This window comes from Flavobacterium mekongense (assembly GCF_047038255.1).
Classification (GTDB): Bacteria; Bacteroidota; Bacteroidia; order Flavobacteriales; family Flavobacteriaceae; genus Flavobacterium; species Flavobacterium mekongense.
This window is the reverse complement of sequence record NZ_CP174374.1, coordinates 2,508,915-2,532,560: the sequence shown is the minus strand read 5'-3', so window position 1 is coordinate 2,532,560 and position 23,646 is coordinate 2,508,915. Positions and strand designations below refer to the sequence as shown.

The window sequence follows — 23,646 nt, the reverse complement described above, 5'->3', positions numbered from 1 at the left end:
ACTTCTTATCTGCCAAATGAATTGAATCCTCCGGGTCCCGGTGGTCTGAAGTCTCCCATTTCACTCATTTCATTTCTTTTTTTAATTACAATTTCATCAAACTCTTTTTGAGTTACACTTTTACCATTCTTAGCTGGAATAATTTCCAGCTTTTCATTGTTGTTCAGCACTAGTTTTGTACATAAAATAGTTGTCTTACCGTCATTGATTTCTAAAATAAGACCCGGTAGTCCCCAATAGTTTTCAGGCCCTTGGCTTATTGGAATGTCTAAACAATACCATGCTGTTATAGTTGTTTCTTTTGGGGTTTGATGGCTCTCAGAAACGATGCTTTTCTCTTCTCTATTATTTGGCACCGGGAACTTTGCATTTCTTACGTCAGTGGCGCTAATTGTTATTATAGTTGTTGCTTTGTAGCAGTTATAGTCACCAATTTTTTTAGTTTCAGTTCCGATTTTCCATTTAAGATTTGGCAGCGTATCTTTTATAAGGAACTCTTTCCCAAAAAACTCTTTATTAGAAATATACCGTTTGTCTTTTATGTTTTTGTAGTGTTTTCCATAGGTTCCCATTACTGAAGACATCATTCTAGCTCCCGGATTATCATTGCTTTCGAGCTGCTGTTCCTCAGTGTAGATTGATTCGTTTTTATTGAAGGTTAGAATAAATGTTTTTTCAAACATCTTCTTCATTCTTTCCTTCATCATTTTTTGTATTTCCTGTGGGATTTCGTTGTTACTCTCAATGCCTGCGGTTATGTCTTCAACAGAGGTTTTTGAGAAGTAGGTAGCTGTTCCTTGAAATTCCTGTGCACTGTTGAATTGAAATGCAGCAATGACAATGATTGTGGTTATTGTTTTCATTTTTTCATTTTTATAGGTTATTGTGAGTAAGTCTGAACCCACTACTGTAAATGTTTTCTAATTTTATATTTGAGTCTTGTTTTAAATGATTTCTTAATCGCCATATATAAACATCCATACTTTTTGCGGTGAAATAATCCTCTTTTTCCCATATTAGTCTAAGTGCAAAACTCTTACTAACGTAATCGTTAATGTTACTGGCTAATAACCTTAATAATTCACTTTCTTTAGGGGTTAAGATTACTTTACTATTGTTTTGAAAATTTAGCGTTCTGAATTTGTAATTAAACTGGAATTTTCCCACTTCGAAATCATAATTTTCATTAATGTATCTCGATGTTTTCTTTATGATATTATTTATTTTTATCAATGTAATTTCTAAATCAAAAGGTTTAGCGAAATAATCGTCTATACCAGCAGCGTAAGCTTCTAACATTGCTTTTTTTGATTTTTCTAAACTGAAAAAGAAAATAGGTATTTGACTATCAACTTGTCTTATTTTCTCGATTATCAAAAAATCACCGGTCATAATTGTATTAGAATCTATGATGCATAAATTGTAATAGCCGTTTTTAACCCGTTGCAGTCCGCTTAGCCTATCATTTTCTATGCATACCTCAAAATTATTTTGCAATAGTTTTTTTTTAAGTTTTGAGCTAGAGATATGGTATTGATCTATAATGAGTATTCTTGGTTTCAAAACTTTAATAATTACTTGTTATTTTACTGTTTTCTTACACTATGTCTCTGTCGCTGGTTGTTGTAAAAAAGTTTACTAGTTTAAAGCTGTATGATTAATACTTTTGCCGGGATTTAATTGAAGGTTTCAATTGAAAAATGGAGTGTAATACACTACCTGGTAAAATGGCAGCAAGCATTTTACAAGAACATTAAATAGTAATTAATAGTCAGTTGAATTATTAATAAAAAATGTGTAATTGTATCTTTTACACAAACTTAAGTTAGCGTTTAATTAGAGCAAAATAACTTATACAAAGTCAATGTTTTGCTCTATACTAAAGTACTTTTAATAGATGTTTTAGTTAAAAGATTTCTTATTGAAGTTTGATTTTTTCAAAAAAGTCTTTTTTGTAAGTTTCACTTATTGGAATTCTTTTATCACCAATAATGATTCTGTTTTTTTGAATTGATTTTATGAAGTTAAGATTAACTACATAAGAGTTATGAACTCTAATAAAGTCATCGTTAGATATCTTGTCTAATAGTGTAGCAAAATTGGATAAGGTTAGCACAAATTTATCATTTGACAAGTTGATTTTGAGGTAATCTTTTAATCCTTCAATAAATTTGATTTCGTGCACATTGATTTTTAGATTTTCATAATCAGATTTAACGAAAATAAATTTATTCTCGTTAAGATTCATAATCGGTTTACTATTTGAACTGAGTAAACTTTCTTCGATTGGATTGGTGTTATTTGATAATTTGTTAATTGCCTTCAAAAAACGCTTATAGGATATGGGTTTTAACAAATAATCAATGGCATCAAGATTAAATCCTTCAACAGCATATTGCGGAAAAGCGGTAGTGAATATAATGTTGGGTTTATGGTTTAAGGATTCAACCAAATCAACACCATTTATGATAGGCATTTCAATATCTAAAAAAACAAGGTCGACGGCATTTTCAGCCAAGTATTTTATAGCATCTAAAGGATTGGTAAAAGTCCCTTCAATACTAATATAATCAATAGTTTCGGAAAATTTTTTAAGAACATCTATTGCCAGAGGTTCATCGTCTATTATGATGGCTTTAATTTTCATTCAAGTTAATTAAAAGGGATACCGAATATTTTTGATCATTATGAATTTTAATCACATTACCAGGATAATATAAGTTTAATCTTCTGATTGAATTTTTATTACCTAATCCGAATGAATCATAGGATGTTTTTTGAAAATGTAAGTCATTAGTCACTTCAAACAGCAAAGAATTCTCAGTTATTACAAACTCAATCTTAATTATTGATTCGTCAATTGGGTGAACACCATATTTAAAAGCATTTTCTATAAATGAGATGAATAAAAGCGGATAAATCTCTACTGTATCAATCGGACCATTTACTTTGAAATCTATTTTATTATTTGGAGTTATCCTTAACTTTTGTAATTCTATATAGTTAGATATATAATTAATTTCCTCTTTCAGCTTGACCTTCATGTCAATGGCATTTTCTTTTCTGTCCAACAGCATGTATCGCATCAATTCAGATAAGTTCAATATTGCTTCAGGTGTTTTTTTCGATTTTGATATGGAAAGAGAATAGATAGTATTAAGCGAATTAAAAAAAAAGTGAGGATTCAATTGCGACTTTAAAAAGTTAAGTTCTGAAGTCCGATTTTCATTCTCAATTTCTTTTTGTTTTTTGAAATTTTCATTCCAGTATTCATAAATTTTCAAAAAAGAACTCACCGATATCATTAGAAAAAAAGACATCACAGCAGGTAAGAATCTCATATAGTATTTTGCTTTGAAATCCGGAGGTGGTGGAGGTAATTTATTCCCTCCGATATTTGGCATATATGGCTCTATGTTTAAGAAAAGAACAGAGTGTATTAAAAACAGTATGAGTAAGTAAAAAAAATAAAGTTTAAACTTTTTGGTAATTAAGAATCTTGGGACTAATAAACTGAAATTTGTGTAAAATGATAAGACAAAAACCAGCATTACAAGTGTAAAACTAACCATTTGTTTCTCATTAGCGAAAACCATATTGTACAACGGGACTGAAAAGAACATAAACCAAACCAAAATATGTAAAACTATTTTGGTTTGGTTTTTAGAATTGAAATCTATTTTTAGCACTTCTTTCAATTTGTTTATTTAATAATTTTTAATGCTATTAAATCCTTTTTACTGATTGTTGGTGTGTTTCCATTGTTTAGCTTTTCAAGCACCAAATCCATAACCTTAAGGGCAGACAAACTATCATTAAAGGGCCTATTTCCTGTTACAGCGGGAATTGCTTCTTGTTTTACCACTGTTTTATTGTTGTAATAAATTTCATAACCATAATTATCGTTAGAAAGTTTATAAACCGTACCATTAAATTTAGGTTCAGTTGTTTTACAGGATGAAAATACTTGAAAAACAATCACTAACACAAAGTAATATAAATTTTTATATTTTTTAATCATTATCAACTTGTTCGTCAAAAGGTTTGAATTCATACATGTCATCAAAATATAGATTTCCTGATCTTCCCAATACAACAAAAGCCCTTTGTCCGTTAGAGATAGCGCAAGCATCTAATCGATTATTTCCCTCAAAGGTTGTCTTTTTAGTCCATCGGTCGGTTGTCGGATTGTACTCCCAAGTTGTTACATTGGGATTTCCTGTACAAATGTAACCGTAATTTCCAAGTGTAAAGCCTACAGCGTTACCACGAATGATGGTATAATCGTCATCAAAACTATTATCATCTGTATCAGTAATGTCATTGAGTTTTGTCCAACTTTCATCAGTCAAGTCAAAAGACCAAAAATCGGTAAGGTTTAAACCGTTAGATGTTCCGGTGCCGAAATATATTTTGTTGTTGATTTTAAAGGAAACAGCATCTCTTCTTTTATTACCACCAAATCCAAAAAGTTCTGTCCAAGTATCATTGGATGGGTCGTATCGCCAAAAATCTTTTTTATCATTAGTCCCATCATATCCACAGCCTACATATCCATAAGCATCAGAACTGAATCCAACCGCTGATCTACGAGTCTTGTCCTGCCCAAAGTTTGCAATTTGTGACCAGGTATTAGTAGTTGCATCGTATTTATAGAAATCTTTAAGTTCGTTTTCTCCGTCATAACCGGTTCCTATAAAACCATAATTGCCAATTGAGAACCCGGTTGCTAAACTTCTTTCTACTCCCGGAAAATCGGCTCTTTGTACCCAATATCCTCCATTTATATCATACTCCCAAAAATCATTCAGATAGTTATCTCCATCATAACCACAGCCTACATAGCCTTTATCTTGAATCACAAAACTTGTTGCTCTACTTCTGGCTACACCATCAAAAGTGGAACTGGTAATCCAATTGCCAAGATCTTCATCGTTATCATCATCTTTGTTGCAACTAAGCAATAGTATGCATACTGCAGTGTACAAAAAACATTTAACACTGTTTTTATAAAAATTCTCTCTTTCCTTTTTAGTCATTTTATTTTTAGTTTAAATTATACTTGAAGCCCATTGATACATTAAAGATGTTGTTGAAACTTATTTTGTTCAAATAGTTTTGGTTTTCGTTGATTTCCAATTTGTTGTTAAAACTTTTACCTATACTAAAGTTTATTACGCTACTGTTTGAAAATTTATAAAAGTAAGTTAGGTCTGTATTGATACCGGAAAAAAACAGTGATTCATAAAACAAAGTTTGATTGAAAATAACTCTTGAATAGCTTTCGTTACTTACTGTAGTGTAGTAACTATCATAATAGGTTTTTAAACCAATCGAATGCGATTCATTGACCTTGTAATTGAGACTTGTTTCAGGAAATCCTACTACAACATTAAATTTTTCACTTACTTTCTGTTTATAGCTCAGCTCAATGTAGGGCTGAGGTTTTCCAAGCAGTGTGCCGTATTTTATTGCAAACAAAAAATTTGAATTACCGTTGAATTTTTTTGTTACACTGATACCCCCATTCCATAAAAAATCATTCCAATGCAGCGCAGATTTAAAGTTTGACCTTATTTGCGGCGTAAACTCGAGCTGTAAAGTCCAGTCATTTTTTTTAATCAATTTTTTTTTCAGAGAAAAATCAACAGCATATAGTTTGCTAATATCTTCATCACTGTAGGTAAAGTATGGAGAAAAATTTAGATTTCTTTGTTTTAAAGACAATCCTAAATCAATCTCCGGCAATGCAAAACATACCTTTATTTCGTCAGTGTCAACAGAAAGGTCATCGCTGTGGTTTTGATATGATTTCTCGTAACTGATAAATCTATTTGTGTCTTGTGAGTAAGAGTAAAAAAAACTAATCATAAACACTGTTACTATTTTTTTCATTTAAGTGCTTTCAATGTCCGGCAAACATACTTTCGAGTTTTTTAAAAGTAAAAAAGAATATACCACTGCTGTTTTTTGTTCTATAACGGATGTTATTTAGTCTATTAAACCGAAAAGACAGACTATTTATTCGTGGTTGATTTTTTTTCTTGTTTGGTAGATTCATTTCGCCCATTGGTATATAAATTTTTAATGTTTTGCACTGATGATATACTATTGCTGAAAAAAAGTAATGAAGCAATTTTTTTATTTAATGGTCATAGGTATTAGTCTTTCTTCTTGTGTTAAAGAAGAAACGGATTTTTTTTCACCATCCGGAAATTTTGTGAATAGTAATCTTGAAATATCTGTTATTGATACCATAAGTTTTAAAATGTCGACAATCAAGTTAGATAGTATTATAACTGATGTGAACGGTAAAATTTTAGTAGGGAGGTATAATGATCCCGTTTTTGGGGTTATTGTTGCCTCAGGTTATGTAGATTATGCGCCTGATGAGTACGAAATAGATGATGAAGCTGTATTTGACAGTGTGGTTTTGAACCTTCCTTACAGTAAGTATTTTTACAATGACACATTACAGCAAAAAACTATCAAGGTTGAAGAATTAGCTAAAACCATCAGGTTTAGGAACGGGCAATACAATTTTTATAATACTACAAACATCCAAACCACCAATCTAATAGGGCAAAGAAGTTTTTATCCGAGAGTTAATTTGAAGGACAGTATAAAGACTACTTTAAATTATAATTTCGGTTTGAATCTTTTCAATAAAATAAGAGATGGCGATATTTCAGATTTAGAAGACTTAAAATTAATTTTCAAAGGAATTAAAATATCATCTTCTGATGCTGAAAATGCTTCAATTGTAGGTTTCAATGTTGTAAATTCTTATATCCGTTTTTATTATTCAATACCCGATGAACCCGGAGAGGCTAAGTATTATGATTTTGGTTACAATAATTATGGGGGAGTAAACAAATATTTCACACAAATATACAGCGATAGAACTAATACTGTTTTTCCCAATTTTATCAATAACGAAACTGAGTTTTTTCCAACCAGTGCCGTTCCTTTTACTTATGTTAATTCGGGAGTTGGTATCGTTACAAAATTTGCCTTTCCTTATTTTCAAGAAAGTATTGCTAATTTAAATCAGGCAGGAATTATCTATAAGGCTAATCTAAAAATACCCATTAAAGCCAATAGTTATTCAAGGAATTTATATACCGCTGATTCTGTTCAAGTTTTTGTGGTAGACCAAAACAATGACATTGTAAGGACTTTGGATGATGGATATTCTCAGGCTGTTGGTTATGTAAAGCAATACGAGCCGGGGATAAATGAAAAGTATCTTGAAGTACCAATCAGTAGTTTTTTAAAAACAGCTTTAAACACCCCACTTTATAAAAATTACGGACTTATAATTGTTCCTTTTGATTACAATACATCAACCAGTAGAATGATTTTGAATAGTAATAAAAACACGGATGATAAAACAAAGTTAATTTTAACCTATTTGAATTATGAGAATTAGATTTTTAATAGTACTGTTTTTTTCTTGTAGTTCAGTTTCGATAGCTCAGTTTACTAATTCAACTTGGTCTCCTTATTCTTTATTTGGATTCGGAAAGTTTAATGATGCTAATACGGGAGTTACGAATTCTCTCGGTAAAGCAGGAGTAGCAATGTTTTCTGAGTATGAAATAAATGGATTAAACTCGGCTTCATTGGCAAGAATTAATAGTGGATCTTTTTTTTTTGATATAGGACTTAAAACAGAGTTCAATACTTATGGTAACAGAAGTGATACTGATACCAAACAAACTATTTATAACTTTTCGAACTTAAGTTTTGCTTTTCCTGTTGGAAAAAAATCAGGTGTTTCAATCTCATTGTTGCCCTTTACAGAAGTTGGTTATTTTTTTCAAGGTATCGTAACAGATATTGAGGGTTCAAATATTGGAACCTATAGTAATATTAACGGTAAAGGCGGTTTAAACAGTTTTAATGTTAGTTACGGTAGGTTAATAAATGAAAGCCTTTCCTTAGGATTCTCAGCCAAATATTTTTTTGGTTCTATCGAACAAACAGAAACATTATTGTTAGATGATGAGTTGTTGTCATTGCAAGATGTAAATTATTACAAGGGATTTAAGTTTGAGCTCGGTTTACAATCGCAACTTACCCCAAAATTAACGACGGGTTTAACGCTTAATTTTCCTTCCATTTTAAACGGCTCTAAAGATAGGGTTGTCAATAGAATAGTAGATAACATAGCAACCACTATAGATGAAACAGATGGTATAGAAATAAAAGATTATGAAACTCCTTTTGATTTTACAGTTGGTTTTAAACTCAATAACGGGAACTTCTCTTTTTTAGCAGATTATAAAAGAACATTTTGGAGTTCAACAGGAATAGAGGATAACATAGGAGAATATACAGATTCTAATGTTTTTGGTTTTGGTATGGAATACTATAAAAGAAACAACAATCTTTTAAAACAAAAGAGTAAGTTCAGATACCGATTTGGGTTAAATTATGATGATGGAAATTTAAGGGTAAACGGAAATAAAATATCAAATAGTTCAATAACAACCGGAATAGGAATTCCCTTTGGTAAAAGTTATAACACTTATATGAATTTCTCGTATTCCTTTGGAAGTAAAGGGATTGTGTCTAATACTTTGGTACGCGAAAATTATCATGTATTGACACTAAATTTGAGTTTCGAAGATTTATGGTTTAGAAAAAGATTAATTGATTAATGCTTACATTGGATTTTTACAGTAATCAAGAAAAGGTTGAAAGCGTTTGTAAAGCACCACAAAAAGGATATAGATACCCTATTTAGGCTATGACATTTTTTAGAGTACGTCAACTAAAGAGTAAGACAGGAATTTGTCCTCATTTAGGGTTAAGGTCTTATCAGAGACTAATTTACCTCCACTGCGTTTCGTGAAAACCACTTGAACTGACGGGCAAAGTATTGAAATAAAACTTTTGTAAAAATTGTGTATCCAAATTACGTCACTTCGAATGTACAGTCTAAATATAGAGGTCTTTAGTACTTTTTATTTCTTCAGAATTAATGTTTTAATGTTGGATTTTTCAATAGTTAATTGTTTGATGTAATAGATGCCATCGGCCAAATCTGCAATGTTTATGATGTTTTCTGTATTGGCATTGGCTTCGAATTTTTTAAGGGTTTGGCCCAATTGGTTAACAATTACAAATGTTCTGTCAATTCCTGTATCAATCTTTAGCCATTCATTTGTTGGATTAGGGTATATATTGAAATTTGTAACCGGTTCAAACGAATTGTTGCCCAACGCAGTTACAGCAATACAATCGGAAACTGCGGAGCAGTTGCCCACAGTAATTTCAACTTGGTAATTCCCTAAAACAGTTGGAATCAGAGTTTGGTTTGTTTCATTGTTAATCAATACAGTATCCGGGCAAGAATACCATTGATAGGTTGCCCCGGTTTCTATTGCGGTTAAAATCCCATCAGCCTGAGTAACCGTAGTGTTTATAGCTGTAGGTTGTGTGATGGTGAAAGAGTGAGTAGCTGTACAACTGTTGTCATCAGTTACGGTACAAGTCCAAGTACCTGCGGTAAGCCCACTTACCGCAGTAGTTCCGTCACCTGTTGGATTGTTAGGAGTCCAATTGTAAGTATAAGGGGCTGTTCCTCCCGAAGCGTTATTGACACTTGCTGCTCCATTTGAATCGCCATTGCAAGTAACATTGGTTTGTGAGGCAGGGGATAATGTAATACTTGATACCACGAGAGTTGCCGATGAAGTGGTACTGCTGCAAGTTCCATTAGAAACGATACACCGATACAAATAGCCGTTCATAGCAGACAATACTCCTGTGATATTAAGTGTAGCTGTAGAGGTGTTTGAGTATACCCCCGTATCACTGATATTCGTAAATCCGCTTCCGCTATTAAGTTGCCATTGATAGGCGGTTGCTCCTGTTGCCGTTATAGTAAAAGATGTATTATTTCCGTTGCAAACAGTTGTGTTTGTTGGAGGTGTAATGATTGTTGGATTACTGCACGAGGCATAGTAGTTGCAACCTGGCGGCAAACTGTAAATTGTAGTACCGGTACTACCCCCCAAAGACCAATTACTCAATGTCATAATAGCAGTTTTTAAACTGCTTACAGAGGCGTATGGAGCGCCGTTACAATTAAATTTACCATGGTCGTTATTTGGGGTTGTTCCGGGAGTACCCACTAAGAATGCGTTTACATTACCCGTTAGGCCCGGTGGAAGGGTTGATGATTGAGGGCCAAAGCTACAGCCCGTACCATTCCATCCTTCTACGGTTGTAGTTCCGCAGCTTAATGCCCAACTTATTCCACTAATCATGACTGCAGCTCCATTGGTAGGGTCTCCGGCACCACCTTGGAAAGCAATAATTTGATCACCGGCATTAGAAAGGGACAGGCCTGTTGTGGCATTACCACCAGATACTATAGATACAGTACCGTTAGGAACACCATTAACTTTTGCCGCATTTGCCCCAATTCCTGATATTTCAACCTCTAGACCTATGGATAAGGCGGTAGCGGAGGTCCATTGAATAGTTCCTTCGGTTCCGCCACTGGCTTGCCAAATACCGGCGCCTTGGTATCCTCGCTCTGTAAAATAAATAGTTGTATTAGCACTTATTGGAGTTAAAATTACAAAAGTAAAAGTATCTGAGGCGGAACCCGATGAAGCTATTCCGTTATATCCTGTAAATAAAATATCACCTGAAACTAATGTAGTTTGTGCTGATATTTTATTTTGGTATCCAAGACCAAGGCATAATAAATACAGCATCATTATTCTTGAAAAAATACTTTTCATATCAATATTTTTTAATGGTTAAGTTTCTTTTTGGCTTCTTCGTAAAATAGTTTCAAGTCGCCTATGGTGAATTTGTTATTGCATACAAGAGGTTTGTTGTCTTTTAAGTTTTCTTTTAAAAAAGCTCTTTTGGCACTACTTTGAAGGGCAATAATTTTATCAGGATCATTAAAGTATATTGCCATAGACCTTAAACTAGCTTCTTCTTTAAATTCAAGAGCATTAATGTTATCCCATTTAACCAAGGTTTCTTTTATCATCTGTTGATTAATGTACACCCCTTCTTTGTTAAGTGCCAAGCAAGGATGTTTAGTGTCTTGAGTGAGTTTTACTATAATAAAAGATAAAACGCCGGCTATCCCTATATACATTCCGTAGTAATATGCTTTTGCGGGCCATCCGACATATTTAATTTTACCTCTAAATGTTACTTCAGTTGTTACATAATCATTCCAGTAAAATTTTCCAATTAAACACATTATCCATGCAACAGCAGTTATTAATGCTATGCTGATAAGTATTTTTTTAATTTTATTGGAGTCTTGCCAAATTTCGATTTCAAAAGTATTTGATTGCATTGATATTGGTTTTAATTCTAAGATTAGTTTTTATTTTTTTTCCAAAGTAATTCTACTTCTTTCTTATTTTCATCCGTATAGCCTAGGTATGCATTTGGAAAAGCATTAGATAAATAACTGATGACACTTTCAGGACTTATTGAATTATTTAGAACAAATTCTATATGTTTATTATCTTTAGAACATACAATTATATTATTTGATTTACCCACTTTAACCCCTTCAACTTTGGAAATGATTTCTTTTTGATAAATCCAAACGATATAGTCACTTTGCTTGTTTTTAATTGCGTATAATATTGGTAATGTATCGTTTTTTATTTTTTTTAAATCTTTTATTGCCTTACTTAGCATAAATACTCCTAGTAGGATAAAAATTATCGAAATAATCAATCCGGCTTTGTTATGATTGGCAAACCAACTGCCTACAGCCATAGGAATACCTATTAAAAAGATCAAAATACTGACTAATAAGATTCTCTTATTTGACTTGATTAGAATTGACTTAAAGGTTTCAAAGTTCATATACAGGTATTTATGATTAAGTAATTTTAGCTTTGCAAATAGGTTGTATTAGTCAATACATCTTCGGTTTACTCGGTATTGATAGTCATCGCAGGAGAAATTGATAGTATTGCTAAATTGACCTCCAACATATTCTTGAGCGATGTAACAGTCTTTGTAGAAGTATTTGCCGTCTTTGTCTAAAGCTACCACCAATAGGACTAAATTTCTTCTCAAAATTCTCCCTGTCAAGTCATTTCGGGTAATTACCCATTCTTTGGATGTAATTCTACACGATTTAGGAGTAGTTCCGGCATTGCTTTTGTCGGCGGCAAAGAGTTTGAGGACCTTGGCTTCTAATGCAGCATCTTTCATATTGGCTTTTTTAAGACAAAACGTCTCATCATTTTTGTTGATAGAAGTAGGCGTAACGGTAAAATCAAATTCTCCGCTGGCTACAGTAGCCAACTCAATAGGATTAGGATGATCAATACAAGGTCGGATTTCAACTTTAATTTTATGTTTTCCGTTAGACAGTTTTGTATCTAATTCTCTCAAAAAACCATCAAAAGTTCCCCAAAGTAAGTCGTCTCCTCTATTAGGACCGTTGTTTAGTGCGCCTTTGAAAGAAGTCCATTGTTGTTTGTGTTCTTTTTCAAATTCGTTTTTTAGGATTTTTGCCTTTTTTTCTTGAACACCATCCAGAAAATAGTAAACAGTATAGTATGCGTTTTCGTCTATCTTAGATTTTTCAATTTCGGGATGTGATTTGATGAAGTAATTTGACAACGAGTTGTCCATATAAACCCTAAAGTAGATTTCATCACCAAAGGTAAACGAGTTTTTAAAATTCGCTTCATTTTCAGATTGAAAAGCAATATCGCTTCTTTGCGGAGCAAATACTATTTTGCCCATGTTTTTTTTATGGGCTTCACTGGTTATTCCTAAAGTTTGGTATTCACCCGAACTATTTTGCGCTTGGGTTTTAATTTCTGATTGCGATTTGCTTTCTGTTTTTACCTCTGTTTTGGTTGCAGCCTCTTTTTTTGGGATTAGTTTTTTTAATCCTCCAAGTTGGGCAAAACTTGTAAAATTAATTAGTAGGATAAGTGTCGTGAATAATAATTTTTTTTTCATGTTTTTGAAATATTAAATAGTTAAAGTGGTTTTTTTGTTACGGTTTATGAAACCATATAATTTTAATGGAGGCAGTATCCCTAAAATTAAAGGGATAAGTATTTCGAGGGTATTAATTTCTGCTCTCCAACCAAAATATAAGAATGAAATTCCGGTTATGAGGAATGCACATAGTATCCCTATGCTGCCGGTGAGCAGCAATTGTGTTTTGCTCAAAACCATACCCGCCAATAATCCCATAGATAAATGAATAAACCAAATTAGCGCGATGGTAAGTCCAAATGGATTAGGAACAATATGGTTGGTGTGAACAATAGTAGGGGTAAAGCCATAATAGAACGTTATGTTAAGAGGCATTAAAAGAAAAGAAAAGGGGAATATTATGGTTATACCCCTTTTGATCATTAGCAGTATAGATTTAAAAATAAGCATAGTAAAAAATGTGATAGCAGTTTTATTTATTGTACAGCACTACATTACAAGACTCTTTTTAAGAGAGTGTTTCTTTAAATAAAGCGTATCTGAATGATTGTGTAAATTTTGTACAATTGAACAGGAAAGCGCTTACCTTTCGGAACGTTTTTAGCACAAAAAAATGTTCAGGAAGGAAGCAAAAATGACAGGTAAAAGGAAATTGAAACAGTAAATTCCTGTTTTAAATAGGGAGGTGTTTTATGCTATGAAATGGAATGGTTGAATTATTTGAGGTCTTTGATTTTCAGCAATACTTCTGCTTTTTTTCTTCGAGCCACTTCAAAAGTTTTATCATCTTTAAGTTTGATGATAAAAGGGTCGCCTTTACTGTATTCTTTAATATGCAGGACATTAACAATAAGGCTTTTGCTTATCCTTATGAAATTTGAATTTTCTCCAAAATAGTCTTCGAAATCTTTTAAAAACTTGGCTAAGAAGTAATGATTTCCTGATGCCGTGTATAAGTGACAATACCTTCTTTCGGCTTGTAAGTACATTATATCGCTCTCGCTGATGAGTTTTACGCTATCGTTGTTGTGCACTGCAATTTTTTTATCCGAGGTATCCGTTTCCAAACTGTGCACTAAGTTGATAATTTGCGCGCTGCTATTGATTTTTTTTTCTAAGGCAGAAATGGCTTTTTTTACGGCTGCTTCCAAGTCAGGAATTTCTATCGGTTTTAACAAATAATCTAAAGCGTTAAATTTGATGGCATTGATAGCATAACTGTCATAGCTCGTTACAAAAATCACTTCAAATGGAATCTCATCGAATTTACTTAACAGCTTAAATCCATTTGCTTTGGGCATTTGTATGTCTAAGAAAATCAAGTCAGGTTTGTGCAAGTTTATCAATTGATAGGCTTCCTCAACATTAGAGGCTTCAGCTACAATAACCACCTCTTTAAAACCGGTATCGAGAAGTCTTTTCAGTACATCTCGGCTGTTTGTTTCATCGTCTATTATGATAGTTTTCAGTTGTATCATTGTTGGTTAGAGGTGAAAATTATCGGATAAATAAATTGTTACTTTTGTGCCGCAGGCTTTTTCATCAGTATCATAAAGGTCTGTTATCACAATATTGATGTGCTCATTTTTGCTCAACTCCTGAAGAGCAGTTAATCTTTGCTCAGTCAAATTCATTCCTAATGGTTGGTGTGTCTTGGGTTTGTAATCTTGGGTTTGTTTTCTTCCAATACCATTATCTTCAACAGTAATCACCAGCCCATTCTTATCTGATTTAAAAGATAATGTTAGTTTCCCTTTTTGGTTTTTTTCCAAGTTCATGATACCGTGCCATATTGCATTTTCAACATAGGGTTGGATAAGCATAGGCGGTATGATGTATTCTTGTTCATTGATTTGGTTGTCTATCTCTAATATGAAATCGAAGGTATTTTCAAATCGGAGTTGTTCAATTTCAACATAGGTTTTAAGCAAGTCTATTTCTTCGTGAAGCGCGATATAGTTTTTAGTTGAATTACTTAACACCATTCTAATGAGTTTACTAAACTTAGCCAAGTAGGAGTAGGCATCTAACTCTTTTTTTTGGAGTATATAATTCTGTATGCTGTTGATGGCATTAAAAATAAAATGCGGATTCATTTGAGACAACAACATTTTTTGTTTTAACAAATTTGAGTTTTGCCGTTCAATAATATTTTTTTGCTTTTGTTGCCGGTTTATTAAATAAGCAATAGTTGTTATGGATATAAGAAAAACCAGTAAAAGTAAGATGCCTATATTTTTTTTTAAATTATTTTTTTCGGTGTCGTGAAAAAGAGCGTCCATTTCTTTTTCGTGTTTTACTTTTTGAAGCAGCTCTTTTTTATCAAATTCATATTTCAACTGTTGTTCCCATACCCGTTTTTTTTCTGCTACGCTTCGGATACTATCGTTTATTTTTAGGTATTGATCCTGCATAGTTAAAGCTTGCAGCGGTTTGTTATCGGCTTTATAAATTTGTGTCAATAACTTGGTTGTGTTCCACTGTAGGTCGAGGTCTTTTGTTTCGGTTGCGGTTTGCAAACTTAAGACGCCGTATTTTGTTGCTTCTTTATATTTTTTTTGAAAGTAATAAGCACGGCTAAGTAACATGTATCTGGAACCCAATAAATAGGTGTTATTACTGTTGTTGGCTAAGTCAATACTTTTTTTAAAGTAGTAAACAACACTGTCTGTCTGATTTTTTTGGAAAGCTATGTAACCTTTGCAGGCAATAAGCAATTGTTGTTGCTTATTTTGATCTTTTATTTTGAGTTTATCAGAGAGCGAAATGCTTTTATTAAGATAAGTCATAGCGGCTTTAAATCGACGGCGGTCAGTTTCTATTTGTGCCATTTTGTATAATGTTTCCAAAATACCAATGTTGTACTTTGCTTTGTTATAAGCTGTATTAGCCTTATTCATAAAATAGAAAGCTTTATCATAATATTTTTGCATATGGTAAACCCTTCCTATGTGCATATAAGTATCGCCAATACCTTCGAAATCTTTGTTTTTTTCGTGAATAGCCAGTGCTTTGTAAAGTAATGCTGTTGCTTGAGAAAAAGTCCCTTTGGTAGTTAATATAATAGCCATATTCATGTAGCAATAGGCTAACATTGTTTGGTCATTGATTGCTTTATGTGCTGTTATTCCTTTTTTGTAATATAGTATCGCGCTATCAGCATTATTTCTGTTGGATAGAAACACCCCTTTGTTATAATAACTTTCAGCAAGAAAGGGTGCATATTTTTTATAACTTACAGAGTTCTTTTTTTTATTTTTTAAGAAATGCTCTGAAAGTACCATCATTTGGTCGTTGTACTTTTCACATTCACTTGATGGAACATAATTTAAAATATCATATAAGGCATCTAACTTTTGGGGTTCAGGATATTTCCCGGATATAATTTTTTTTAAAGAATCAATAGTTCGCTGTTGTGAACAAACAGTACTTTGAGAAAAAATAAACAGAAAGACAGCGAATAGATAACTTTTCATAATAAACGAAAGTAAATAAAAATCAGAATTGCTTGTTCTTTTTAATCAAAAAATGTATCGAGATGCCTTTTTAATACAATGGTTCTTGATACTCCCGATACTTCTGCATTCCCTCCACTGTGTTGCGTGAAAACCACTCAAACTGACGGGAGTAGTAGTCATTTAGAACCGTATTCAAGCACAACGTCCTTGCAACGTCACTTCGAGTGATTTTACAGAGTGAAAACGGTAGTTTTAGTAGTTATAAATTGTATCGAAAAGTCTATGCTCCCGAGCGATATGGATTCGCGCGGGAGTGGGGTTTTCTCTCTTTTCATTTTTTTGGTTGATTAATAGCCAAACTTACTATATTTGATAGTACTTAATCATTTGTCTCTATATCTAAAAGGTATAGTTAGCGCATCAACATGAACCATAAGAATATCATAGTTGCCATTGGAGAAGCCATCAGAGGCGGAAAATACCTTAGCATAACCTATAAAAATAGAGAAGAAAAGGTAAATCATTTTTGGATTTCAATTTTAGATATCACCGGCGATGGCAAGATAGTGGTTGACATGTTCAATGTTATGAAAGACGAGCCATTATTTAAAAAGTCTATTTCTATTTCCGGCATTCAATCTGCTGAAATACTCAAGTTCTCCCATTACGATGTGCCACCCAAGTTGATTCAAAAATTAGAAGAAGATGAAAGCTTAGAGGTTTATGAATTTGATAGATACAACAACAATATTTTAAACTATTATTTAGAATGTCATAAAGCCAATAACGACCCTTTTCTGCATAAAACACATTTAATATCCGAGATTGATTTGCAGGGGCTACAGGAGCAAAGCCCTTATCAATTATCAAATGCGCAACAAAAACAAATCATCAAAGAAATATATCATGACGATTACAAAAAATATTATGATTATAAACTGGCGCTTTGCGAATTTTCTATTGACATAGACTCCAGAGGCAAGTTTGTTGTGGCTTATCGAGAATTGACGTACGACCCGGTTAAGAAAACCATACAAATTGGGAATGCTACACAATTCAACCCTAATTTTTACATTAAAGATGTCAAACATTCTCTGTCTTATTATACCGATTTCAGTCCTTCTGATTTTGAAGAAGAGTATATAAAAGACAAAACCGAGCTTATCAATCTATTATCGGATAATTTCAAATTGGGTGAACAACCCAATACCAGACCCGAAATAGTAGTTTTAGGCTATTCTAAAATTGATTTAGCACCCATTTTTGACGGCATAAATACCGAACACGAAAACCAAGAAATGCAAATTCCCTTAAAAGCATTTTTTAAAAATTCGTCACTGTTAGACCGAAAAAACAGAACAGAACCTCACATTGTTTTGTATGACAATAATGTGAACATCGATCAGCTGCGAACCATATACAATTCTTTGAAATATCCCGTAACCTATGTACAAGGTCCACCAGGTACCGGAAAAACACAAACTATTTTAAATATAGTTGTCAATTGTTTGACCAACAATAAAACCGTGCTCATCTCTTCCAATAACAATATTCCTATTGATGGTATTAAGGAGAAATTGAATTTAGGAAAGTATAACAATAAAGAGATTTTAGTGCCTTTTATTCGCTTAGGGAACAGACAATGCACTTTAGAAGCCCTAAAGACCATTAAAAAATTGTATGAATACGAAACCAATGATGTCCCAAAGGAAACGCTCTTGCACAGCCTAAAGGAAAACTCCCGAGAGAAAAATAAACAGTTGCTTCAAAAGTTGCAACATTACGAAGAACGGGCCGATTTAGAACAAAATTTGGGGTTTATTGAAGGATTGCTTTCCAAAGGTAAGTATTGGCTATTGGAGCAGGAGAGGGACAAGTTAGTAAATAAAATCAATTCGATACCGATAACTACTGATGAGGATGTAAAAGGCATATTTGAAATCATTAAGGACAATTATAAACTACTACAGTTTTTTTATTTCGAATCCTTAAAATACATCAAACGATTAAAAGGGAAAGAGTATCTTGAACTCATAGAAATCTTACATATCATTGATGAGAATGAACAAGTAAAAGAATTTAACACTTGGTTGAGTAATGATAAAAACGTAGAAAAGTTCACCAAAGTATTCCCTATTATACTCACTACTAATATTTCCAGCAGACGATTGGGACAGCGATTCAAGTTTGACTTGTTAACCATCGATGAAGCCGGACAATGCGAAATTCCAACGAGTTTAATTCCCATCTCCAAATGCAAAAACATGGTGTTGATTGGTGATACCAACCAATTAAAGCCAATTATTGTTTTTGATAAAGAGAAGAATGCTAAGCTAATGAGCCAGTTTCAAATTAGTGACGAGTATGATTATTATAACAACTCCATTCTTTCGGCCTATAAAAAAATAGATAGTATTTCCAGAGAAATCCTTTTGAGTTACCATTACCGCTGCGGGAAGAAAATTATTGATTATTCCAACAAACGTTTTTACGATAAACGATTAAACCTAAAGGCAGTGGGAACGGATGGCACCGTAAAGTTACTCTCGGTAACCAATGCCAATCAAAAAAATAAGAATGGACAATTGGAGGAGGCGATGGCTATTGTAGATTACATTAAAGACAACCACTTATCTGATGTTTTTATTTTAACGCCATTTAGGAATCAGGAAGAAGTTATCAATCATTACCTAAATGAAGCCAAAAAAGCCGGAGCCATCGACAATGCTGTAAGTTGTGGCACCATTCATAAAGTGCAAGGACAAGAAAACAAAACCATCATCATCTCCACAGCCTTGTCTACCAAAACTCCACCCAAAACCTATGATTGGATTAAAAACAACAGCGAACTATTAAATGTTGGTGTAACCAGAGCCAAAGAGAACCTGATTGTAGTAACCGACTTTGAGGCCATAAAAACCTTGTCCCAAAAAGACGACGACTTATATGCTTTGATTGCCTATGCCTATCATAACGGCACTACTGAAATCGCCCAAAGTGAAGTAAATAAACTGACCATTGGTTTTTCAAACAACTCTAAATTTGAAAATGAGTTTTATAAAACCATGCAACATTACTGCTCGTTAAAAGATACCCGATTCCGAAGAAATGTAAAAGTCATCGAAGTATTTCCGGAAGAGCGTGACAATCCGTTAGTAAACAAAAAAGAGTTTGATGGCGTCCTTTTTGAAAACAATCAGCCCAAGGTAATCTTTGAAATCAACGGCGCAGAGCATTACCACAACAAAAAGACCATAAAATCAGATGCTGTAAAGATGAATTTAGTTCGTAGTAAGAACTTGGAAATGCTTTTAATACCCAACCAATATGTAAAGCATTATGAATTTATAAGGGAGTTAATCAATAAGTTTAATGGAGATGTGTATCAGAGGACGCTTTTTGATAATTATGATAATATTATATAGGTTGCATAACTTAAGTAAATAGAGTCTTATAGTTTTTAGTATTTAAAAACTGTCCAAAAGCAAAAAATGCCTCATCCAATTTTTTTATGTCCTTGATACCACTACTTCTTATAAATTGTAAATATTCTTCAAAGTAGAACCTTTCCTTTTCTTTATTATTAACCGATGTATTCGAAAGGTTGGAATAATCTTTTTTATGAATATACAAATATGTCCTGTGAATATGCTGGTCGTAAATGGGGTAGGTGTCCGGTTTTATAATATGCAATAAGAAAATCTTCCAAACGGCACTTAAATCTTTAAACTCTTCTTTAAAGATTTCTAAATTAAAGTGCTCACTATTTTTAAAAGTATTGATAACAGACAGTTTGCTTAGAATATTTTTATTTAATGAATTCTTTTTCTTGTTACTTAACCTCATACCGTTTTTCCAAACAAACAGGCTTGTAACATCTTCTTCATTGAATATTGTTTTTGAAATAGCTTCTTTATAGACAGACTCATTGGCATAAGAATAGAGCATAGACCAAGCATTTATAAAAGAATTTAAATTTTCAGATTTTTTTATTTCAAAATGTACTAAATTCATTTACAAAGCTTGTTTAATTAAATAAAGTACATATTCTAAGTTATCAGTATTTGTAATGATTATTTCATAATCACCATTACCCCAGTGGCCTATGTTGGAAACATCACGTGCCATTTTTTTTGAATCATCCAGTTTGCCTTTTTTTAGATTTATCCAAAACTTTAAACTGTTTTTAAGGATACAAACATCAGCAAAGATCTTCCCGTTGTTGGTAAAACCTATCTCCTGTTTTTTGGGTTTTATTTCTAAATTATCCCCTAAGTTTAAGATGGCATTTTTATAGATTTTATACAATTCAATAGTATCATCATTTTTGTTAAGCAGATGTTCTTCTTCTGAGTAAACTTTTATCTCATCGGTTACAGATTTTACCTTACTATCCTTTTGTGTTAACGGTTTAATACTTTCAGCAGAGCGTGTTTTTTTAATTGGTATAACACTTATCAAATCGTTTTCATAGCGTTTAATTTCCCATAGTTCAATGGCAATGTCTTTAAAGTTAGTGGCTAGTCTTTGGTTTTCGGTAAAACTGGGTGATACAAAAACAACTCTGGTTTGTGACCAGTCAATTTTACTACTATGTAAAGATTTATGTAGTGTTTCATTGTAACATAATACAAAGTCAGCTTTGTTTTCTAACATTAAGCTTAGGTAAGTAAAACCCTGGTCAACCACACTGTCATTCTTATCTCTCTTGTATTCAATTATGATAAAGGCATTGGATTGATTATCAAAGGCCAAGGTGTCAATTCGTTTGCCTTTAATGGTAAACTCACTCTTTACAAACTCTAAACCGGTGAGCAAGTTCAGGTTTTGTTCAAATAGGTTTTGTATTTCTCGCTCCAACTTAAATGGCTTTTCTTTGAGTTGAGAAAGTTGGGTTTTATTTAGATTGTAGAGGTTCATTTTCAAAATAAATTTATAAAATCATTATTATTTGCCAAAGCTTCAATTAATACTCCTTCATAATGATTTCTTCCGAAGGAACTAAAGTGATTTTGAGCATCAATCAATAAATCTTGTTTGATTAGTTGAGAATTTCCCGAATAAACGGCTTTACCAAAATACATATTATAGATTCGTGTGAATATATTACTTGATTTATCATTATACTTGTCAATTAACTTAATTCTTTTAAAATGATTTTCAATTATTTGATAAAGTCTTGGATTAATTCTATTTGAATTATTTATTTCATATTTTATAATTGGATTACTATCAATTAATTTTACATCTACAAATAAAAATTGTTCTATAGGGTATTCATCAATGTATAAATTTATTATACCTCTATGAAAGTTTACACCATCAAACCAATAATTGTTTTTAATAGGATTACAAACTGCACAACAAGGAAATAAATTAAGATGATTTACTGAGAACTCAGGAAAATCTGATTGAGGTAAATAGTGATCTACAGTATTGTCAGTATCGATTCCACAGTATTGACATATTGATCTTAAATGTGATGGTTGTTTATTCTTAATATTTGCAATTATATTGTTTAATGCTTGTGTTGAATTTGAATAACAATCTTTTAAATAAATTATTTGGTCAGGTGTAATTACACTTTTGTTTAAATCTTCTAACCTATTTTTATCGAAAAGATTTTTATATTGATTATATCTGTCAAATACAAAAGGTCTAGACTGTTCTAAAACAAACTTTGCTGGATTATGTTTGCTATTTGTAATAGCATCATAATCATCTATAGGGTCAGTATCTAATGGGATTAGATTACGCATTTATTTCTTTTTCAGGGTTTTCATATTGGTTTAGCAAATAAGTTTTAGCATTCAAGCTCAATTTATCATCAAATAATTTCAAAACTTTTTTATAAGTATTACTTTTACTTAATTCTTTTAATATTTTCTTATAATTGTCTTCAACTTCAATTGTTTTAAAAACTTGCTCTGTTAACACGTCTATATTTTCTCCAAAACTTTCAATACCTAATTTATATATCATTGGTACGTTACCTTGTCTTTCAAAAACATTTACATATCTTGAAGGAATTTCTTGTAAAATTATAGGAGAATGTGTGGCAACAATAGAATATGAGTCAAACCGTTCTAATAAGATTTCTTGCATCCTAACAAAATTGGCTATAGCATTTGGGTGTAAATGCATTTCTGGTTCATCAAAAAGTAAAATTGAATTTTCTCGAATATGTGCCAAAACTTCAGTTATAACATACATTAAAAAACTTTGTCCAGAACTTAATTTTTTGGAAGTTTTATTATTAACTATTTCATAGTTTTGGTTTTCAAATATTTCCTCATAAAACATATCAGCTAAATCATCATCTATAATAGTTTGCATTACTTTATACCAAGTATTTTGTCTATTTTGTTTTAATATTAATTCAACTGATTCTTTATAATTTTCAACTATTTTTGGACCTGTTAATAATTTTCCATCTTCATCTTTTAAACCACAATATTTGTAACTAAACGATTTGTCTTTTTGAGGTCTTGTAAATTTGTCAAAAGCACTATATGATATTGCAATAACTTTACTAAATAATGGTCTGTGTGGTTGAAATACATCTTCTTTTAACAAATTTCTTGATTGTCCACTAAGATCTAATGCAAATTGTGCCAAAAATTGTGTTTTACCTGTACCATTTTTACCTATTAATGCAATAATTCTATTCGGTAAGAGCTTTTTATCTTCAAAGTTAAAATCAACGATATGCTCACCAAAAGTATTTTGTAAATTAGTTTTATAAGTAAAAATAAAGTTTTTTGATATTTTTAATCCGTATAATTTGCTTTTAGCCTCTTTAAATGCTTTTTCAGCTTCACTTGTTCTTATTAAAGAACTTGTGAAATTTGAGTTATATTCAAACTCATTTCTTATAGCATCTAAAAATGCCATATCATTCATTGCGTTTAAATACTTTTCAAATAAATCTTTTCCTAAAATGGAAAATAGATTTTCATAGGTTTGAATGGATTGGCAGAGAGAAAAGAATTCATCTTTGAGTTCTGTATAATATTTATCCAAAATTTTGAGAGGTTCAAATTCATCAATGTGACCTATTTTTACTAAACCTAAATATTCTCTTTCCTGATCTTGATTTATATAAGAGAGATAAAAACTTGTTTTTCTATTAAAGTCATCCCATTGTCTATATTGTAAAATAAAACAAGGAATCTTTGTTTTAGTTTCATCAGTTGGATTTATATAAAAATTTAGATTCTCCATA

20 protein-coding genes are annotated in these 23,646 nt (G+C 32.0%); 3 read left to right on the top strand and 17 right to left on the bottom strand.

Annotation, left to right across the window (positions count from 1 at the left end):
- Positions 1 to 5: 5 nt before the first annotated feature.
- The 7 genes from ACJG85_RS10985 to ACJG85_RS10955 all read right to left on the bottom strand — a co-directional run bounded on the left by ACJG85_RS10985 (position 6) and on the right by ACJG85_RS10955 (position 5,895).
- Positions 6 to 863 (bottom strand): GLPGLI family protein, encoded by an 858-nt coding sequence (locus ACJG85_RS10985; protein ID WP_412476424.1) that lies wholly within the window; start codon positions 861 to 863, stop codon positions 6 to 8.
- Between the two features lie 10 nt (positions 864 to 873).
- Positions 874 to 1,563, bottom strand: a complete 690-nt coding sequence (locus tag ACJG85_RS10980) for a response regulator transcription factor (RefSeq protein WP_412464120.1) — start codon at positions 1,561 to 1,563, stop codon at positions 874 to 876.
- Between the two features lie 355 nt (positions 1,564 to 1,918).
- Positions 1,919 to 2,647, bottom strand: coding sequence for a LytR/AlgR family response regulator transcription factor (locus tag ACJG85_RS10975; protein WP_412464119.1), 729 nt, complete (start codon positions 2,645 to 2,647; stop codon positions 1,919 to 1,921).
- On the bottom strand, positions 2,637 to 3,689 hold the full coding sequence (locus tag ACJG85_RS10970; RefSeq protein WP_412477194.1) for a sensor histidine kinase: 1,053 nt from the start codon (positions 3,687 to 3,689) through the stop codon (positions 2,637 to 2,639). Before ACJG85_RS10970 ends, ACJG85_RS10975 begins: the two co-directional genes overlap by 11 nt.
- A gap of 14 nt (positions 3,690 to 3,703) precedes the next feature.
- Positions 3,704 to 4,021 carry a DUF4907 domain-containing protein gene (locus ACJG85_RS10965; RefSeq protein WP_412476423.1) on the bottom strand — a complete coding sequence of 106 codons (318 nt, stop codon included), beginning with the start codon at positions 4,019 to 4,021 and terminating at the stop codon, positions 3,704 to 3,706.
- Positions 4,014 to 5,039 carry a Kelch repeat-containing protein gene (locus ACJG85_RS10960; RefSeq protein WP_412464116.1) on the bottom strand — a complete coding sequence of 342 codons (1,026 nt, stop codon included), beginning with the start codon at positions 5,037 to 5,039 and terminating at the stop codon, positions 4,014 to 4,016. Before ACJG85_RS10960 ends, ACJG85_RS10965 begins: the two co-directional genes overlap by 8 nt.
- Positions 5,040 to 5,046: 7 nt before the next feature.
- Positions 5,047 to 5,895 carry a hypothetical protein gene (locus ACJG85_RS10955; protein ID WP_412476422.1) on the bottom strand — a complete coding sequence of 283 codons (849 nt, stop codon included), beginning with the start codon at positions 5,893 to 5,895 and terminating at the stop codon, positions 5,047 to 5,049.
- 232 nt (positions 5,896 to 6,127) lie between these two features.
- Here ACJG85_RS10955 and ACJG85_RS10950 point away from each other — a divergent pair, with 232 nt between their 5' ends.
- Both ACJG85_RS10950 and ACJG85_RS10945 read left to right on the top strand, forming a co-directional pair.
- Positions 6,128 to 7,432 carry a DUF4270 family protein gene (locus ACJG85_RS10950; protein ID WP_412476421.1) on the top strand — a complete coding sequence of 435 codons (1,305 nt, stop codon included), beginning with the start codon at positions 6,128 to 6,130 and terminating at the stop codon, positions 7,430 to 7,432.
- A complete protein-coding gene (locus ACJG85_RS10945; RefSeq protein WP_412476420.1) occupies positions 7,422 to 8,666 on the top strand; it encodes a hypothetical protein in 1,245 nt (414 codons plus the stop codon). Before ACJG85_RS10950 ends, ACJG85_RS10945 begins: the two co-directional genes overlap by 11 nt.
- Before the next feature lie 306 nt (positions 8,667 to 8,972).
- Here the strand turns inward: ACJG85_RS10945 and ACJG85_RS10940 are convergent, their stop codons facing one another.
- The 6 genes from ACJG85_RS10940 to ACJG85_RS10915 form a co-directional block, all read right to left on the bottom strand.
- The gene (locus ACJG85_RS10940; RefSeq protein WP_412476419.1) at positions 8,973 to 10,763 is read right to left on the bottom strand and encodes a T9SS type A sorting domain-containing protein; all 1,791 of its coding nucleotides are present in this window, start codon (positions 10,761 to 10,763) and stop codon (positions 8,973 to 8,975) included.
- A gap of 11 nt (positions 10,764 to 10,774) precedes the next feature.
- Complete coding sequence (locus ACJG85_RS10935; protein WP_412476418.1) at positions 10,775 to 11,341, bottom strand: hypothetical protein; 567 nt, start codon at positions 11,339 to 11,341, stop codon at positions 10,775 to 10,777.
- A 23-nt stretch (positions 11,342 to 11,364) separates the two neighbouring features.
- Complete coding sequence (locus ACJG85_RS10930) at positions 11,365 to 11,865, bottom strand: DUF6709 family protein (RefSeq protein ID WP_412476417.1); 501 nt, start codon at positions 11,863 to 11,865, stop codon at positions 11,365 to 11,367.
- A gap of 48 nt (positions 11,866 to 11,913) precedes the next feature.
- On the bottom strand, positions 11,914 to 12,981 hold the full coding sequence (locus ACJG85_RS10925; RefSeq protein ID WP_412476416.1) for a hypothetical protein: 1,068 nt from the start codon (positions 12,979 to 12,981) through the stop codon (positions 11,914 to 11,916).
- Between the two features lie 698 nt (positions 12,982 to 13,679).
- Positions 13,680 to 14,441 carry a LytR/AlgR family response regulator transcription factor gene (locus ACJG85_RS10920; RefSeq protein ID WP_412464108.1) on the bottom strand — a complete coding sequence of 254 codons (762 nt, stop codon included), beginning with the start codon at positions 14,439 to 14,441 and terminating at the stop codon, positions 13,680 to 13,682.
- Positions 14,442 to 14,447: 6 nt separating this feature from the next.
- Positions 14,448 to 16,439 carry a tetratricopeptide repeat-containing sensor histidine kinase gene (locus ACJG85_RS10915; protein WP_412476415.1) on the bottom strand — a complete coding sequence of 664 codons (1,992 nt, stop codon included), beginning with the start codon at positions 16,437 to 16,439 and terminating at the stop codon, positions 14,448 to 14,450.
- A gap of 407 nt (positions 16,440 to 16,846) precedes the next feature.
- Here ACJG85_RS10915 and ACJG85_RS10910 point away from each other — a divergent pair, with 407 nt between their 5' ends.
- Positions 16,847 to 19,846: a DEAD/DEAH box helicase gene (locus ACJG85_RS10910; RefSeq protein WP_412476414.1), complete on the top strand. Its 3,000-nt coding sequence runs from the start codon at positions 16,847 to 16,849 to the stop codon at positions 19,844 to 19,846.
- A gap of 10 nt (positions 19,847 to 19,856) precedes the next feature.
- On the opposite strand, the gene ACJG85_RS10905 is transcribed toward ACJG85_RS10910, so the two are convergent.
- Genes ACJG85_RS10905 through ACJG85_RS10890 form a run of 4 tightly spaced genes read right to left on the bottom strand, consistent with a single transcriptional unit; the run spans position 19,857 to position 23,645 of the window.
- Entirely contained in the window at positions 19,857 to 20,435 is a 579-nt protein-coding gene (locus tag ACJG85_RS10905) for a hypothetical protein (RefSeq protein ID WP_412476413.1), read from the bottom strand.
- A complete protein-coding gene (locus ACJG85_RS10900) occupies positions 20,436 to 21,341 on the bottom strand; it encodes a DUF5655 domain-containing protein (RefSeq protein WP_412464104.1) in 906 nt (301 codons plus the stop codon).
- A 2-nt stretch (positions 21,342 to 21,343) separates the two neighbouring features.
- On the bottom strand, positions 21,344 to 22,180 hold the full coding sequence (locus ACJG85_RS10895; RefSeq protein WP_412464103.1) for an HNH endonuclease: 837 nt from the start codon (positions 22,178 to 22,180) through the stop codon (positions 21,344 to 21,346).
- Complete coding sequence (locus tag ACJG85_RS10890) at positions 22,173 to 23,645, bottom strand: AAA family ATPase (protein WP_412464102.1); 1,473 nt, start codon at positions 23,643 to 23,645, stop codon at positions 22,173 to 22,175. Before ACJG85_RS10890 ends, ACJG85_RS10895 begins: the two co-directional genes overlap by 8 nt.
- Position 23,646 lies beyond the last annotated feature (1 nt).